Origin of the sequence: Legionella fallonii LLAP-10 (assembly GCF_000953135.1) — a bacterium.
GTDB lineage: Bacteria > Pseudomonadota > Gammaproteobacteria > Legionellales > Legionellaceae > Legionella > Legionella fallonii.
Window position 1 is genome coordinate 1 of sequence record NZ_LN614827.1, and the last position, 16,947, is coordinate 16,947.

Below are 16,947 nucleotides of genomic sequence, written 5' to 3' on the forward strand. Positions count from 1 at the left end.
CCAATGAAATTCAAGCCTATCACCAACTAACCGAAGTATTTTTGCGTACCTGTCATTGGTGTGTATTTTTAATTTTCACTAGTAGCCGTGTAAAAAGAATTATTAACAACAAAAGTGTCCGGTAATTATAAATATAATATATTCTTTAAATACTTTATTCTTATTATATAGAACGCTTATTGCTGTTAGTAAGTTAATTATTTATTTTATTTTCAATAAGTTAGATTGTTTTTAATGTTGTTGGTAACTGTGATTTTAGCTTGTGATCTGTTTGTTCATAGTTCAATTTATTATTTTGTTTCCAGGTTTATATTCAACTTATTCTCTGTTTACCTACTTATTTATCCATAGGTAATTTTAATGATTATTCTTTACACTGTGCATCGATCTTTACTCTTTCTGCTATATTTTTTTGTGGATAACTTTGCGTTTTACCTCAAGCTGAGTATAATTCACCACCTTGAGTAATTTATTAGTAAGTATTCTGTTTTAATTTTTTAATTCTTATGTCTATTTTTTGATCCTTGAATTTATTCTATTTAATTATCTTGCTGTCTAGGTACTTTCAGTGGCAATATTTATAGCCGTGGATAATTAGTTTTTACATTCTTTTTACCACCCTTATTTAATGAGGAGTTATGTTGTGTCTGCAACTGTTTGGCAAAAATGTTTAGGGTTATTGCAAGATGAGTATTCTGCTCAGCAATTCAATACTTGGTTGCGCCCTTTGCAAGTCCATACCGACGAGCAGCGGTTAATTTTACTGGCCCCAAATCGCTTTGTTGTCGATTGGGTAAAAAAGCATTTTTTTAGCCGTATTGAGGAACTAATTAATCAGTTTTGTGGTGATGATATTAAATCCGTTTCTATTGAAATTGGTAGCAAACCTTCTGAATCAACACCTGGTTCTTCTCCTGATACGACGGTTTCTATTAGTGGAGCTCCTGCGGTAAAAGCTAGTGTTAAAAAAACAGTAGATTATAAAAGCAGTCACTTAAATAAAAAATTTGTTTTTGACAGTTTTGTAGAAGGAAATTCTAACCAGCTGGCTCGTGCTGCGTCTATGCAAGTAGCTGAACGGCCAGGAGATGCCTATAACCCGTTATTCATTTATGGAGGGGTTGGTTTAGGAAAAACCCATCTCATGCACGCCATTGGTAACAATATTTTAAAAAATAACCCTGAAGCTAAAGTACTTTACTTACATTCTGAACGTTTTGTTGCTGATATGGTTAAAGCGTTACAAACAAACTCTATTAATGAATTCAAACGTTTTTATCGTTCCTTAAATGCGTTACTTATTGATGATATTCAATTTTTTGCTGGAAAAGATCGCTCTCAAGAGGAGTTTTTTCATACTTTTAATGCTTTGTTAGAAGGACAGCAACAAATTATCTTAACTAGTGATCGCTATCCTAAAGAAATTGAAGGGATGGAAGAGCGACTTAAATCTCGCTTTGGCTGGGGTTTAACTGTCGCTGTAGAACCACCTGAATTAGAAACTCGTGTTGCTATTTTAATCAGTAAAGCAGAGCAATCTAATATTGAATTGCCTTATGAAGTAGCCTTTTTTATAGCTAAACGTATTCGTTCTAACGTGAGAGAACTTGAAGGCGCTTTGCGACGAGTGATTGCTAATGCCCATTTTACTGGTAAGCCTATTACCATTGAGTTTGTTCATGAGGCATTACGTGATCTTCTTGCACTACAAGATAAGTTAGTTACCATTGAAAATATCCAGAAGACAGTTGCTGAATACTATAAGGTTAAAGTGGCTGATTTACTCTCTAAACGACGCAGTCGTTCTATAGCTAGACCACGACAAATGGCTATGGCTTTAAGTAAGGAATTAACTAATCATAGTTTACCTGAAATTGGGGATCATTTTGGTGGCCGTGATCATACTACGGTAATTCATGCGTGTAGAAAGGTTAAGGAATTAATTCAGGATGATAGTGATTTTGCAGAAGATTATAAAAATTTGATGCGAATTTTATCTTCTTAATACACTTAAGTTTGATAGTTAAAGTATCTTTTATGTGACTAAATAAATGTTATCTTGTAATTTTTATTCTTTGCCGTGATGGACAGAATAATATATATATACGAGTTCTAAGCTAAACAGACTCGTTTGTGCGTAAAAATAATTCTACCTTACGCTTAAATGTATATTAATTGGGAGGCTCCTTTGTTTGAGTTTGTCATAAAAAAAGAAGATCTACTGACTCCTTTGCTTACTGTTGCTGGGGCTGTTGATAAAAAGCAATCTTTAGCGATATTGTCCCATTTTTTATTAAAGCTATCTGATAGTCAGTTATTCATTACTGCGACTGATTTGGAAATTGAAATTTCTGCTCAGGTTATTTGCGAATCAAATAATTCTATTGGTAGTATCACTGTTCCTGCGAAAAAATTTATTGATATTATCCGCTCTCTTGATGAGCAACCTACTCCTAAATTTATTTTTGATAATGGTATTTTAACTATTAAGCAGGGGCGTAGTTCTTTTAAACTAACTACTTTACCTGCTGATAATTACCCTTCTAGTGAAGATGAATGTAATGATGTCGAGCTCACTTTACCTCGTTTAGATTTATTACAATTATTGCAATCGACTCATTTTGCTATGTCGCAACAAGATGTCCGCGTTTTTTTAAATGGCTTACTTCTTGAGTTTGAGCCTAATGTTATATCCGCTGTTGCTACAGACGGACACAGAATGGCTGTTTGTCGTTATTCTTGCTCTAATTTGGTTCATAATAAATTGTTGTTGCCCAAAAAAGGAGTGCAAGAATTATTAAGGTTATTAAATTGTATTCCTGATGAACAAGTACTGCTTGCTGCTGGCAAGGCTCATGTAAAATTGATCACCAAGCAATTTGTTTTCTTATCTAAACTAATAGAGGCTCGCTTTCCGCCCTATGCTAAAGCGATACCTAGAGCGCAAGACAAACATATTCTTATTGATTGTGCGACTCTGAAGCGTTCATTATCTCGTATTGTTATTTTAGCTCATGAGAAGTCAAAGGCAGTATTGCTTCATTTGCAATCAGGACAGTTGACTTTAATTGCACATAATAATGAACAAGAAGAAGCAGTTGAGTCTTTAATTGCAGAAACGGACGGTGATGAATTAAAAATAGGACTGAATGCAACTTATTTACTTGATGTATTAAATCATTTAGGTGAGGGGCAGATTCGTTTATCTATGTCGAATACTGATAGCAGTATATTGATAGAAGCTTTAGAAAATGATTCTTATCAATACATCATTATGCCTATGAAAATATGATTCTAACTGATTTAAAAATTCATCACTTACGTAATCTTTCTTCTACACATCTGTCACTTAATTCACGGTTCAATTTTATTGTTGGACCGAATGGTAGTGGTAAAACATCTATTCTTGAGGCTCTTTATATATTGAGCTGTGGCCATTCTTTTCGTTCACGTGAAATTTCTCCTATAGTTTCTCATGGGGAGTCAACCCTGACCATTTTTGCTAAATCCTTGAGCCAAGATACCATCAGTATACAGAAGTCCTGTTCTGAACCGACTCAAATTAAATTAAACAATCAATATTGTACTAGCACTAGCCAACTTGCCTATGCACTCCCTTGTCAGGTGTTTTACTCTGATATTTTTCAGATTATCGATGCAGGCCCTTCGGTTAGAAGGGCTGTTCTCGACTGGGGATTGTTTCACGTGAAACCTAATTATTTGTCATTATTAAAGGAATATAAGAAGGTTTTGAAACAGCGTAATGCGTTACTTAAAATGCACGCTCCGTATTCACACTTCGTCCCATGGGATAATCAATTGAGTTCACTTGCAGATGAAATTAATTTGTTACGAGAAGATTATTTTTCTCTTTGGCAAGTATCATTTGCTAGGATATTGCAAGAGTTGACTGATATTAATTGTTCAATTACCTATTACAAAGGGTGGGATAAAAAGAATTGCGGTCATTCACTTAAAGATATATTAGCAAATTATTTTGAACAAGATAATCAGCGATTATTTACCCAATATGGTGCCCATCAGGCTGATGTGATTATTGATTGCGAACACACAAAGGCAAAACACTATCTATCCCGTGGACAGCAAAAAATTATCTTATTTGCTTTGAAGTTGGCGCAATCGGAATTGTTAGATCATGAGTGTATGTATTTAGTAGATGATTTTGCTGCCGAACTTGATGAGATACATCAAATGAAATTGTTAAAATATTTCCTCGGTCGCAAGGGCCAATATTTTATAACAACAAATACTTCTTTATTGGCCACCAACCAATTAATTAGTTCTGAATCCGCAGCTACGTTTCATATTAATAATGGCCATGTAAACGCTTAAAGTCTTTTATTATTTTTGGCCTAGCACGATGCTTAAACAATTCATTCCCAACGAGCACGTAGCACGAGTTATTTTCTGTATCTATAGGTTGTTGACATTGTTTTTAGCGACATTGATGCTCCGAGCTTTATGTGCGGAATCTAGGGAAGGCCTTGACCAATACGATATCTTTTTACATCAACTGGCTTCCTAGCGCGCCATGATGGACTAAACTCATTTAATTAAATGAAGTTCCATGTTCTACATCGATTATTGGAGTATTTTACGTGTTGTTGCATCTAAAGGATCATTCATAATGAATGACACGTCGATCTCAAGGATTAAAAGCTAATAGGCACTAGTATTCTTGTTTAATTATAATTAACCGATGAGAATTTAATGTTTCACGTGAAACATCAATCCTTATTGAAGAAAAGAGTCTCGTAAACAGTACATAGCAATGTTTAGAGAAATCTGTGAAAATATATTATCTAGATTAGAGTGATAAGATATTAATGCATACTTAGGTCAATACTTGGATAATTATACTCACATTCACTAAATATAAAGCAACACTATTTTCCCATAAATTTTAGTGAAAACATCTATTCTTTGGGCAAAACGAAAGTATTCAGTTAACATCTATTTCGGATAAGAACGTCATCTACATGGGAACAACTCGTGCTAAAACGCTGAGGTAACTCTTCACGAAGCATCCATCAAAGCAAAGATCTTGTGCGTAGGCTTCGATACAGCGCAAAAAAAAGTCTCCTCGGCACGAATGTATTGGGAAGAGGCCTTGACCTTAACTTTGTCATACAAAATCAGGTCAGGTTCATAAACAAATTAATCTAAAACAAAGGGCAGCAATCAAGAAAATATGTTCTATTGCTGATATTTAGCTTGCCTATAATGATAAAAAAATAATTCATAAATGGTAAAATCAATTTTGAGGTGGTGCCTTCCTGGAAGATATAAACCTAAGGTAAATAGTGTTATAATACCTCATTTGAACTACCACTATGAAGGTAATGAGGGTCCCTAATGAGCGTTGACGCCAGTTATGATTCAAATAATATTAAAGTTCTAAAGGGTTTAGATGCGGTAAGAAAAAGACCTGGCATGTATATAGGCGATACTGATGATGGCACAGGACTTCATCATATGGTATTCGAGGTGGTTGATAATTCAATCGACGAAGCGTTAGCCGGTCATTGTAAAGAAATATTTGTTACAATTCATTCGGATGAGTCTATTACTGTTAAAGATGATGGACGTGGAATACCTGTTGATATCCATAAAGAAGAAGGACGCTCTGCTGCAGAGGTCATCATGACTATTCTCCATGCTGGAGGTAAATTTGATGATAACTCTTACAAAGTGTCTGGAGGGCTTCATGGGGTGGGGGTATCCGTAGTTAATGCCTTGTCTGAAGAATTACATTTAGTAATTCGACGTCATGGTAAGATCCATGAGCAACATTATCGGCATGGCGTTCCTGACGCTCCTATAGCAGAAACTGGCGATGCAACCACTACAGGCACACAAATTTGGTTTAAACCCAGTGCTGAAACCTTTAACAATATAGAATTTCATTACGATATCTTAGCCAAGCGTTTGCGAGAATTATCTTATCTGAATTCCGGGGTATGTATTCATCTGTTTGATGAGAGGACTCAACGTCAAGATACTTTTCATTACGAAGGGGGAATAAAGGCTTTTGTTGAGCACTTAAATAAAAACAAAACAGCAATTAATCCAGCTGTGTTTTCGATGAATGCAGAAAAAGATAACATAGTGGTTGAGTTGTCCATGCAATGGAATGATTCTTATCAGGAAACGCTGTTTTGCTTTACTAATAACATTCCACAGCGAGATGGTGGAACTCATATGGCAGGCTTCAGAGCGGCATTAACCCGGACTCTGAATAATTATATAGAAAATGAAGGTTATGCCAAAAAAGCAAAAGTATCACCAACAGGAGATGATGCGCGTGAAGGGTTGACTGCTGTGCTTTCGGTGAAAGTGCCGGACCCAAAATTTTCCTCACAGACTAAAGATAAATTAGTTTCTTCTGAAGTAAAATCAGTCGTTGAATCTAGTGTTTCTGAAAAACTTAATGATTTTCTAATGGAAAATCCTGCTGCAGCTAAGGCTATAGTAGCAAAAATTATAGATGCAGCTAGAGCCAGAGAGGCCGCTCGCCGAGCGCGCGAAATGACACGTAGAAAAGGTGCTTTGGATATAGCTGGATTACCAGGAAAGTTAGCTGATTGTCAGGAAAAAGATCCTGCATTATCTGAGCTTTACTTGGTAGAGGGAGATTCTGCGGGTGGATCTGCAAAGCAAGGAAGAGACAGGAAGTTTCAAGCGATTTTACCACTCAAAGGTAAGATCTTAAATGTGGAAAAAGCTCGCTTTGATAAGATGCTCTCTTCTCAAGAAGTAGCCACGTTAATTACTGCTTTGGGTTGTGGTATTGGTCCAGATGAATATGATCCTGATAAAGTGCGTTATCATCGTATTATTATTATGACGGATGCTGACGTTGACGGTTCCCATATAAGAACTTTATTATTGACCTTTTTCTACAGACAAACCCCAGAACTGGTTGAAAGAGGGTATATCTACATTGCTCAGCCACCTTTATATAAAGTGAAGCGCGGTAAACAAGAGCAGTATGTAAAAGACGATGAAGCTTTATTTGATTATTTAACGCAAAGTGCCTTGGATGGGGCTGCTTTTTATCCAGCACAAGATGCGCCAGCTATTATGGCAATTGCATTAGAAGAGTTAGTACAACAATTTAGACGAGTGGAAAAAATTATCAAGCGTTATAAGCGTAGATACCCCTCTGACATTTTAAAACGCGTAGCTTATCTTCCTATGTTGCAAAATGATGATTTTAATCAAGAAGAAAAAATTGCAGACTGGTGTAAGCAATTAGATCTAAGTTTACAGCAAGTTGCTTCGAAAACAGAACAATATAAAGTTGATGTGCAAGCGTTAGCCGACACGAATACTTATGTTCCACGAATAATAGTTACTCAGCATGGAATGGACCATTATATCCCTATGAATGCTGAATTCTTCTACTCCAAAGATTATAAAGAAATGGTTGGTCTAGGTACTAAACTAGCCAATCTTGTGGAAGAAGGGGCTTATATTAAACGCGGAGATAAAGTATTAGCAGTTGAAAATTTTGAACAAGCTTTGAATTGGCTCATGGATGAAGCCAAAAAAGGGCAAACCATTCAGCGTTATAAAGGTCTTGGTGAAATGAATCCTGATCAATTGTGGGAAACTACTATGGATCCAACCGTAAGACGTATGTTGCAAGTTAACATTGAAGATGCCGTGGCTGCAGACGCTATTTTTACCACGTTAATGGGAGATAATGTTGAGCCTAGAAGAGATTTTATTGAGTCTAATGCTTTAGATGCTGAAAATATAGATGTTTAGGGGATGTTCCGGGTTGTATTTGGCTTCAACCCGGGCTGACCGTTTGTGAGAGAAGCCGTATTCTTACACTTAAGTAAATGAAAGTTATTGATATTTATTTTCTAGATAATGGTTATTTGTTTCAGGGCTCTTAGTATGCTCTATGCTTTTAGGGATCAATACATTATCTTTGCTGAAGAACATGAGATTACTCAAGTGGATCGGCAAACAGGTAAGATTGGAAAATTAAAGCTGACGAATCCATTGCTGCTATATATATCAAACCTAAAGTACCCATATTAGACACAGGCACTATTTCGGGTTATCTACTGACAGTAAGTGGCTGACTCTATCTCTTTGAGAGTAATGATTTCGGCTGAATGAGCGGGGCGAAGTATATATTTCACGTCACCATGAATTTTTTTCTTTGATAAAATGGGTTTTGAGAAAGTAGATTTAGGGGCATTTGAGCCCGTCAAACACTTGATATGTGGAAGCTCTACTCTAGTAGTGAACCAAGATGAGCAATTAGTTAAATGGAGCTTTGATCCATGGGGAATATCTGGTCTCCGTCTGCAGAAACTCAGTTCTATCGCTTTACCCAAGGATGCAAATTCCATTCTAAATATTTTTTATGTACGAGCAACGTTTGATGCTAGAATTTTAAGCGATGGTCAGGGACCTTCTCCTCGCTTGCGTCCCAACTATTTCAGCATAAATTGAGGTTCAGGGAACTTAGCATCCAAGTTGTCTTCCCGCCTGTTAACCGCGTTAATTCCACATTGCACACACATATTACAACAGCACTGAGTCCCTCGTGACAGAATAATAGGGATAGGTGTTGTTAATGTTGCTCCCAGAAAGGCACCAGCATAACATGGCCAAGAAATAAAGAAAGAAGTAATGCTGCCACCAATTATTCCTGTCAGACAACAACATACAGTGCATCCTTTTTCTTCATTAAGAAGGAAACAAGCTTTTCCATCTTGAGGAGTCCACGTATTTTTTATCTCCTTTGCTTTTGCTTCAAGCACTTTTCTTTCTTCAGCAATATTATTTCTTTCATCATCTTTTTGTTGCCGTACAACTTCTACTGTATGTTGAAAATCTAACAATTGCTTCTGTTGATCCATCAGTTGCGCATAGGTTCCTTTAAATAATGTATTGCCAATTTGAGCGTGTATTTCATGGGGGAAATGAGAAACCAATTCTTTAAAAGATGAATTAGCCATAGCTAAGTGGTTTAACGATTTTACATCATCTGAAATTAATGAAATTATTAAATAAGTGACCTCTCTGGGAACCACATTAAAGAAACCATTATCTGGTTTCTTCTTATTAGAAAAAAACATATAGCGACACCTCTATATTATGTATGTAAAAGGACATTAATCACGCTCATAATCGATTAAAATGTTTTTGCATTAATCATATTATTTAATTGATGAGTAAAATGGTTGTGAATTGTATGCTGCTTGTATCAATATGTCACGACAAAAGTGGTACGAAGTACTTCAGTAGTTGCTTTTGGGGAGTAACTGTTCAACCAATAACAACAATTTAAGAGGTAGGTTGGAAGTAGGGCTATAACTAACTGATTAAGGATTTACTGTATCAATAATTTTCTAAGAGAATAGACATTCATGTCGCCTCAATGTAGGGTATGGTAAAATTGTGGCTCAGTTAGGACTAACTTAACTCAGTTACTACGGTGATGATAAATGATTAGTTAAGGATTGAATCCAGTTGAAGAGTGCTGCGTCCTTGCAGCGAAGTACATCCATTGTACTTGTCCCTGTGTTTGACGTCCTGTCAGACATGTCCATGTCATCCCTTTGTATTTTAAGTATACACTCTTGGGTGTCAGTGTCATTGCGTAGATCGCTTACAGAGTTGTAAGATATTTCTCAAAGAGCAGTGGGTATTTTCTTTCTATTAATTATTGAAAATAAAAGAACTTTTAGTCATTGGTATTTTGGACTGGCAGGAGCTATACCAGGTTGCAAATTTTGTGTCGGGCAATTGGTTGCCCAATGGTGCTATCTTAAGCTTTTGTAGCCAGGATTAGCGCAGCGTAATATGGGATTGCAGTGCACGGAGCTAGGGCATTCCCGTATTATGCTACGCTAGTTAAGTAAACAATTTATTTGCTTACCGGTTGTTGTTGGGTAATGCAATGAATGCCCCCACCTCCAGCAAATACGTCAAGTGCATCAATTTGTGTTATCTGATAACCAGGGAATATTGCGGTAAACAGTTGGTAGGCTGATTTATCATAGGCCTCATGGCCGAATGCTGGCATAACGATACCTTTATTGGCTAGATAAAAATTAATATAAGATAAAGTGAGGCGCTCGCCATCAAGATAGGTCGCTGGTGGTTGCTCCACAGTATAGACTTCTAATGAGCGTCCTTTTGCATCTTTAGCTGATTTAAGAATCTCATAGTTTTCTAGTAATCGAGAATAGTTTGGATCGTGTTGATCTTTAGTGATGAGGCACAATACTTTGCCTGGAGCAACAAAACAGGCTATCTCGTCAATATGCCCATCAGTTTCATCACCTAATAACCCTTGATTTAACCAAATGATTTTTTCGCAGCCTAAATAATCATAGAGATATTGCTCTATAGTTTGTTGCGATAAGTTAGGGTTACGATTAGGATTGAGTAAACATTCCCTGCTAGTTAAAACCGTGCCTTCGCCGTCAACATGAAAAGAACCACCTTCCATTACTAGTGGAGCATGGAAATAGTTGGCTTGAGTCAATTCTATAACCGCAGAGGCAATTTTATTGTCTAAAGCACAATCTGGGTAATTGCCGCCCCAAGCATTGTGAATCCAGTCAACGCCAGCCAATTGTTGATTATTATCTAATAAAAAAGTAGGGCCTGTATCTCTTGTCCATGAATCATTAATTGGAAGAACGACCATATTAATATTGTCATTACAATATTGCCTGGCTGATTTTTCATCCCCTGGATTAACTAACAGAGTAACTGGTTCAAATTGCGCTATAGATTGGGCAACGAGCGCATAGGCGGACCGTGCTCGTTCCAGCCCTATTTTAGACCAAGTTTCCAGATGGCAAGGCCATGCCATCCAGCATCGCTCATGGGTATGCCATTCTGCTGGCATGGAAAATCCTGCTTGTTTTGGTGTATTGTTCATTAAGGTCTGCGTCCATCAAGATAAGTTAATTGGGAAAAGATACTTCTTAATTCATTGAGATAAGAAAGCATGGTTTCTTTAGGTAGTTCGGCTTGAATTAACTGTCTTTCATAAGATTGAATCAGTTTTTTCGTGTCGAAATGAGCTAAATTCAGCACATTAGTTACCGTATCGCCACTGACCAAATCATTAAGCTCAAACTGCCCGTCATCAGAAAGTTTTACATCTAAAGAATTGGTATCACCAAATAAATTATGCAAATTACCAAGTATTTCCTGATATGCCCCTACTAAGAAAAAGCCTATAGCATAAGGATCATTTTCATCATAGGGTGGTAACAATAAAGTTGATGTAACACAGGAACTACCAGGATACAATTTTATAGTGCCATCAGAGTCACAAGTCAAATCTTGCAGAATGCTGTGCATGCTGGGTTGTTCAGTCAATTGAGAAATGGGTGCTACAGGGAAAACTTGTCCTATAGCCCAGGCATCGGGTATCGACTGGAAGAACGAAACATTGCAAAAGATTTTTGCCGCCATAGTTTCATTGATTTTAAATAGCAACGCTTGTTCCGTTGGGTTCTCTTCATCCAATCGTTCTTTTAATTCCATACAGATATTAGTATAGAAGGCCTCAACTTTAGCTTTATCTTGTAAGCTGATCACTCCATGCTTGAATAAAGAATGAGCTTCATTTAGAGAATGTTCTGCATAATTGTATATTTCTAAGGGAGAGCTATCGGTAATCGCTTGATAGGTATCATAAATATCGCGGATGACGTGAGAGTCCTCCTCTTCAATTTCTGGTAGAACCGGCGCCTTATCAATTATTTCTATATCAGTAATATTTGATATGAGCACCGCATGATGTGCCGTTAGTGCTCGACCAGATTCTGAGATAATATTAGGTTCAGGAACGTCAGCATCTTGGCACAAATGTTTTAAAGCTAATAAGATATGTGTAGCATATTCGTTGAGGTTGTAGTTCATAGAACAACCTTTATTCGCTCGAGTACCTTCATAATCAACACTGAGGCCACCGCCTACGTCTATGGTATCTATTGGGGCATTCAACTGACGTAATTCAACATAATAGCGAGCAACTTCTTGCATGCAATGACGAATATCATGGATGTTAGCGATTTGTGAACCTAGATGACAATGCATTAATTGCAAGCAATCAAGCATATTATGGGCTTTTAATTGATTTACTAACTCCAATACTTGTTTGGCATTTAAACCAAACTTGGATTTAGCACCACCGGTATTTTCCCATTTGCCGGCGCTCTTACTGACTAAACGAATACGCACACCAAGCGTCGGTTTGACTTGTAAACGTGCTGCTTCATTTAAAATGATATCTAGCTCGGATTTCTTTTCAATTACGATAAAAACGGTATGTCCCATTTGCTGGGCTATTAGCGCTGTACGGATGTAACTACTGTCTTTGTATCCATTACACACTATAGTGCTGCATTGATCTCCTAACATCCCTATAACCGCCATGAGTTCGGGCTTGCTGCCTGCTTCAAGTCCTATTTTATTTTCCGGAGATTTTAACAACTCCCTGACAACACTTTGTTCCTGGTTAACTTTGATAGGGTAAACCAGTTTGTAGGTACCAGAATATTCAGTATCTTCTTGCGCTTGCGTAAAGGCTTGGTAAATACGGTGTACGCGATCATGTAAAATATCACTACAACGAATTAGAAGGGGCAAATGTAATCCCAATCTTTGCGCTGCCTCTACAATTGCTTGTAACTCAACCCCTTTTTTTCCAGCTTTTCTGCTGATTTCAATATTTCCTTTGGGATTGATGCTAAAATAGCCTTCACCCCAATTTTCGATGTTATATAAGTTTTCGTCTGTAGATTCTTTGCTGTTCATTGTCTGTTGTTCCAAATGGATTAATCTGATTTAAATGCTCCCCACATTGCCGAGTATTTTGTCTACCTGCGATGTTGAATGTGTTTCTATGTCCGCCTCATTGACTCATCAGTAAAATAAGCGTCACAGCAACACATACTCTTGTGTCCAGGAGATATCTACTCGTTATGCAAATGGTTTAATCAATTCCTGGTAGGTTTCCGGTTCACGTTGTTGGGAAAATGGGAATAATCGTCCCCATAAAGCGCGCAGGTCAAAATCCAATTCTGCTACCAAAACAGCGGGTTCATTGCGAGGAGCTTGCACTAAAACTTCACCCGTTGGCGTACTAATAAAACTACTGCCATAAAACTGTAAGTCATCTTCACAACCAATGCGATTTATGGCAATAACAAAAGTATTGCTCATAATGCCTTGAGCCACCATAACTTTTTGCCACATCGGTTGACTATCAAAACCTGGTGCAGTTGGTTCTCCGCCTATGGCTGTAGGATAAACTAAGAGTTCCGCACCCTTTAATCCATAAATGCGTGATAACTCAGGGAACCATTGGTCATAACACGTTGGTAAGCCTAATTTGTGTCCTGCAATAGAATGAACCGGATAATCAGAATCCCCTGGTTTAAAGTAAAAGTCTTCATGATATTTTTCCCCGCTCGGAATGTGTTGTTTGCGGGTAATAGCAATAAGTTCACCTTGGTTATTAAATGCTACCGCAGTGTTATAACCTGCTTTTTCAAAAAGGGATGTAGTGATACACACATTATTTTCTTTAGCCACACGTCCAACGAATTGAGCCGTAGGTCCCGAATGGATATCTTCCATATATGGGCTACCATCCACATCGGGTCGGGTACAAAAATAAGGGCTTAGGGTCAGTTCTTGTAAACAAACGAGTTGAGCGCCTTGCTGGGCAGCAGACTTTATTCCCGCGGCTAAATTATCCTGGTGTTCCTCGGCATTTTCATACCATTGTTGTTGCACCAGACCTACCTTTAACTTGTTTTGTTTCATTAGCTTTCCCATTTACAATATTTATGAAGTGATTTTCCTCACTTAAGTTCAGTTCTTAATACTGAACTCCCCTGTTTTTAAGAACTTGTTTGCATATTAGTTAACAAATTCTCGGTTTATTGAAATTTAGACTAAAAATAAGCCTATATTATCAAAAAAAACCCGTATTGTACTAGCATTAATTGTAGTTTATGTGTAATTTTTTTAGCGCAGTTTAATGGGTAATGAGATGAAAACAACTATTTAATGTGAATTCTTTATAAAAAATGTAGGTGATGCGTTTTAGCCCTTACAAAGTAAGGGCGTAGGGAGAATAAACTACCATTTTAATAAGCCACAGAATGAGGAAGCACAACTTTCTTCTTTTTTCTCATCTTCGGATTCTATGTTTGTTTTTGCATCTGAACGTGCGGCAGTAAGAGTTGTTTCAGCGGGTTGTTTCGCCCGTGCTCTAGGTGATGTATTAAATTGGCGATATGGATTACTAACACTGCTTTCATCCACTGTGATTTTTTGTTGCGATTCCGTTGGAGAGTTCATTGCTGCAATAATCAATTTAAAAGGACAGTGCTTATCATGAGCTTTGTTCTTTAATTGATCTAGCTGACGGCTAATCTGATGGCGTTGCTGATGCTCTAATGGCGCTAATTTTTCCCCTATTTCTTGTTCACGACCTTCCAACAGTGACATCAACAGTATTGAAAACTCATGACATAAATCTAAATTAAATTCGTTGCTGGTGAAAAAATCTTGGGGTTTATTTCCTAATAGAAAACGATCTATCTCTCGACGTAAAGTTAAAGCAGCTCCTACTTTTTCGGCAAATTCACTTTCAGTAAATACTCTGCTAACGTTGAATGAGAGAGCGCTTCGGCTTTTCATCGGGGTGGCTATAGCGAGTCTTGTGGCTATAGTCACTTCATTACCGCTCAATAAATTTAAAGCCAGATCGTCAAATTCATTCAATATTCCTTCATTGGTTTCTTCATCCATGAGTAATTCGTGGGGGTTAGTTTGTTCAGGATTCGACAAAGCAAGGATGCATTTTTTGGTTTCGTATGCCCTGGCAAGTACTACACTAAAGGTTGACTTCGAGGATTGAAAAGAATCGACCTCATGAGCAAAATTTTCCATTTCTTCTGCCGGACAGGCCATTAATATTTTTACAGCTAAGTCATGCATCTCTTTTGGAGATAATTTGTCTAGTTCACTATGGTGTTCTGCTAATACATCGGCAGTATTAAGCTTTTCATATGGATTATCTAATTGCTTTATTTGTTCGCAGGTGAACGTCATGTCAATCTCCTTATAAGTTTAGCTATGGCTGAAATTTATTGTTGGGGATGTTTCAGAATACGGCCGAAGTTATATTAACGGATTCACTTTAAACTGTCATGAAATTATCTTTAAAAAGTAAGAGCATACGAAGGACAACAAATTTTTTAAAATATGTACTAAACTTTTATTAGAGGATGTCGAATAAGTAGATAGATTCCTTTTTTGCCTTAAATAATTACAATAACAATAAGGAGTAGGCAATGTCTAAAAATCATTTATTACAAGATCCATTCCTAAATGAATTACGCAAAGAAAAAGTGCCTGTGTCTGTTTTCTTAGTGAATGGTATTAAATTGCATGGTGTCATTGATTCATTTGATCAGTATGTAGTTATGCTGAAAAACTCCATAACGCAAATGGTTTATAAGCATGCTATATCTACAGTGGTTCCTTCTCGTATGGTGAAAGTACCTATGGATGATGCGACTGGTGGGGAAGACGGATCTGTGGCAGACTAAGCTAATTTGTTTTTGGGGTGTAGCATAGTGTTTGAACGTCCGCAAGGTGGTGAGCGCGCGATATTAGTGCAATTAGCAGTACCAGGCATTGACGCTGATGAGGCATTGACTGAATTTGAGGAATTGGCTCTATCAGCGAATGCCGAGGTATTGGATTGCGTCTTAGGAACTCGAGCTACTCCTGATGCAAAGTATTATGTAGGAAAAGGTAAAGCAGAAGAGATTAGCCAGTTGGTTAAAGCGCATAATGCAGAATTAGTTTTGGTCAATCATGAGTTGTCCCCATCACAAGAACGAAATCTGGAGCGGTTGTTCGAATGTCGTGTAGTCGATCGCAGTGGATTAATTCTAGATATTTTCGCGCAAAGGGCGCGTACCTTTGAAGGTAAACTGCAAGTTGAATTGGCTCAATTACAACATTTATCGACTCGCCTTATTCGTGGTTGGACTCACTTAGAACGACAAAAGGGGGGAATTGGTTTACGTGGTCCAGGAGAAACACAATTAGAAACGGACAGACGTTTGCTACGCGATCGCATTCGAGCCATCAATAAACGTTTAGAAAAAGTTCGTAGTAGTCGGGATCAAAACCGGCAGTCACGGCGCAAGGCTGATTTATCAACGGTTTCTTTAGTCGGCTATACTAACGCAGGGAAGTCAACCTTATTTAACTCTCTGACGGGTGAGGATATTTACGTTGCCAATCAATTATTTGCAACCCTAGACCCTACTATGCGTAAATTGGATTTGCCTGGTGCTTCTGCCGCCATACTAGCGGATACCGTAGGATTTATTCGCGACCTACCTCATCATTTAGTTGAGGCCTTCCGTGCTACTTTAGAAGAAACACAACAGGCCGATTTATTATTACATGTGATCGACATATCGGATCCTTACTGGCGAGACATGGTCTTAGCCGTACAAAAAGTATTAGAGGAGTTAGGGGTTAGGGATATTCCTGTTATTCAAGTCTTTAACAAAATTGATTTACAAGAAGGATGGCAGCCGAAGGTAGATTATACTGAGGGTGCTTGTAAAGTATGGATCTCCGCCGCATCTGGTCTGGGGTTGGATCTTTTGAAAGAAGCCATTGCCGCTCAATTACATGGGACGATTCTGACAGAAGAGGTATTAATTAAATCTTCTCAAGCCAAATTAAGATCGCAATTATATCAATTGGGTTCAGTGCTAACAGAGTCCATCACTGAAGAAGGGGACTGGCTGCTAAAGATCAGGATTACTAAGGCGCAAAAACAACGCTTATTTGCCATGGAAGCGGAGCAAAATTAGGAATAAAGAAATTATT

11 protein-coding genes are annotated in these 16,947 nt (G+C 37.6%); 6 read left to right on the forward strand and 5 right to left on the reverse strand.

What is annotated here, in order from left to right:
- Positions 1-643 precede the first annotated feature (643 nt).
- The 4 genes from dnaA to gyrB all read left to right on the forward strand — a co-directional run bounded on the left by dnaA (position 644) and on the right by gyrB (position 7,794).
- Positions 644-2,005, forward strand: coding sequence for a chromosomal replication initiator protein DnaA (gene dnaA / locus LFA_RS00005; RefSeq protein ID WP_045094368.1), 1,362 nt, complete (start codon positions 644-646; stop codon positions 2,003-2,005).
- A gap of 183 nt (positions 2,006-2,188) precedes the next feature.
- On the forward strand, positions 2,189-3,292 hold the full coding sequence (dnaN, locus tag LFA_RS00010) for a DNA polymerase III subunit beta (RefSeq protein ID WP_052674043.1): 1,104 nt from the start codon (positions 2,189-2,191) through the stop codon (positions 3,290-3,292).
- The gene (gene recF, locus LFA_RS00015) at positions 3,289-4,353 is read left to right on the forward strand and encodes a DNA replication/repair protein RecF (RefSeq protein WP_045094370.1); all 1,065 of its coding nucleotides are present in this window, start codon (positions 3,289-3,291) and stop codon (positions 4,351-4,353) included. Before dnaN ends, recF begins: the two co-directional genes overlap by 4 nt.
- A gap of 1,023 nt (positions 4,354-5,376) precedes the next feature.
- The gene (gyrB, locus tag LFA_RS00020) at positions 5,377-7,794 is read left to right on the forward strand and encodes a DNA topoisomerase (ATP-hydrolyzing) subunit B (protein WP_045094371.1); all 2,418 of its coding nucleotides are present in this window, start codon (positions 5,377-5,379) and stop codon (positions 7,792-7,794) included.
- Between the two features lie 683 nt (positions 7,795-8,477).
- On the opposite strand, the gene LFA_RS00030 is transcribed toward gyrB, so the two are convergent.
- From LFA_RS00030 to LFA_RS00050, 5 genes are all read right to left on the reverse strand, one after another.
- A complete protein-coding gene (locus LFA_RS00030; protein WP_045094373.1) occupies positions 8,478-9,125 on the reverse strand; it encodes a hypothetical protein in 648 nt (215 codons plus the stop codon).
- A 791-nt stretch (positions 9,126-9,916) separates the two neighbouring features.
- A complete protein-coding gene (locus LFA_RS00035) occupies positions 9,917-10,942 on the reverse strand; it encodes an agmatine deiminase family protein (RefSeq protein WP_045094374.1) in 1,026 nt (341 codons plus the stop codon).
- A complete protein-coding gene (gene speA / locus LFA_RS00040) occupies positions 10,942-12,831 on the reverse strand; it encodes a biosynthetic arginine decarboxylase (RefSeq protein ID WP_045094375.1) in 1,890 nt (629 codons plus the stop codon). Before speA ends, LFA_RS00035 begins: the two co-directional genes overlap by 1 nt.
- 165 nt (positions 12,832-12,996) lie before the next feature.
- Positions 12,997-13,845, reverse strand: coding sequence for a carbon-nitrogen hydrolase (locus tag LFA_RS00045; protein ID WP_045094376.1), 849 nt, complete (start codon positions 13,843-13,845; stop codon positions 12,997-12,999).
- Between the two features lie 318 nt (positions 13,846-14,163).
- Complete coding sequence (locus tag LFA_RS00050) at positions 14,164-15,141, reverse strand: lpg0008 family Dot/Icm T4SS effector (protein ID WP_045094377.1); 978 nt, start codon at positions 15,139-15,141, stop codon at positions 14,164-14,166.
- 242 nt (positions 15,142-15,383) lie between these two features.
- Between LFA_RS00050 and hfq the strand changes: the two genes are divergently transcribed.
- Both hfq and hflX read left to right on the forward strand, forming a co-directional pair.
- Positions 15,384-15,641, forward strand: coding sequence for an RNA chaperone Hfq (hfq, locus tag LFA_RS00055; RefSeq protein WP_045094378.1), 258 nt, complete (start codon positions 15,384-15,386; stop codon positions 15,639-15,641).
- Between the two features lie 27 nt (positions 15,642-15,668).
- A complete protein-coding gene (hflX, locus tag LFA_RS00060) occupies positions 15,669-16,931 on the forward strand; it encodes a ribosome rescue GTPase HflX (RefSeq protein ID WP_045094379.1) in 1,263 nt (420 codons plus the stop codon).
- Positions 16,932-16,947 lie beyond the last annotated feature (16 nt).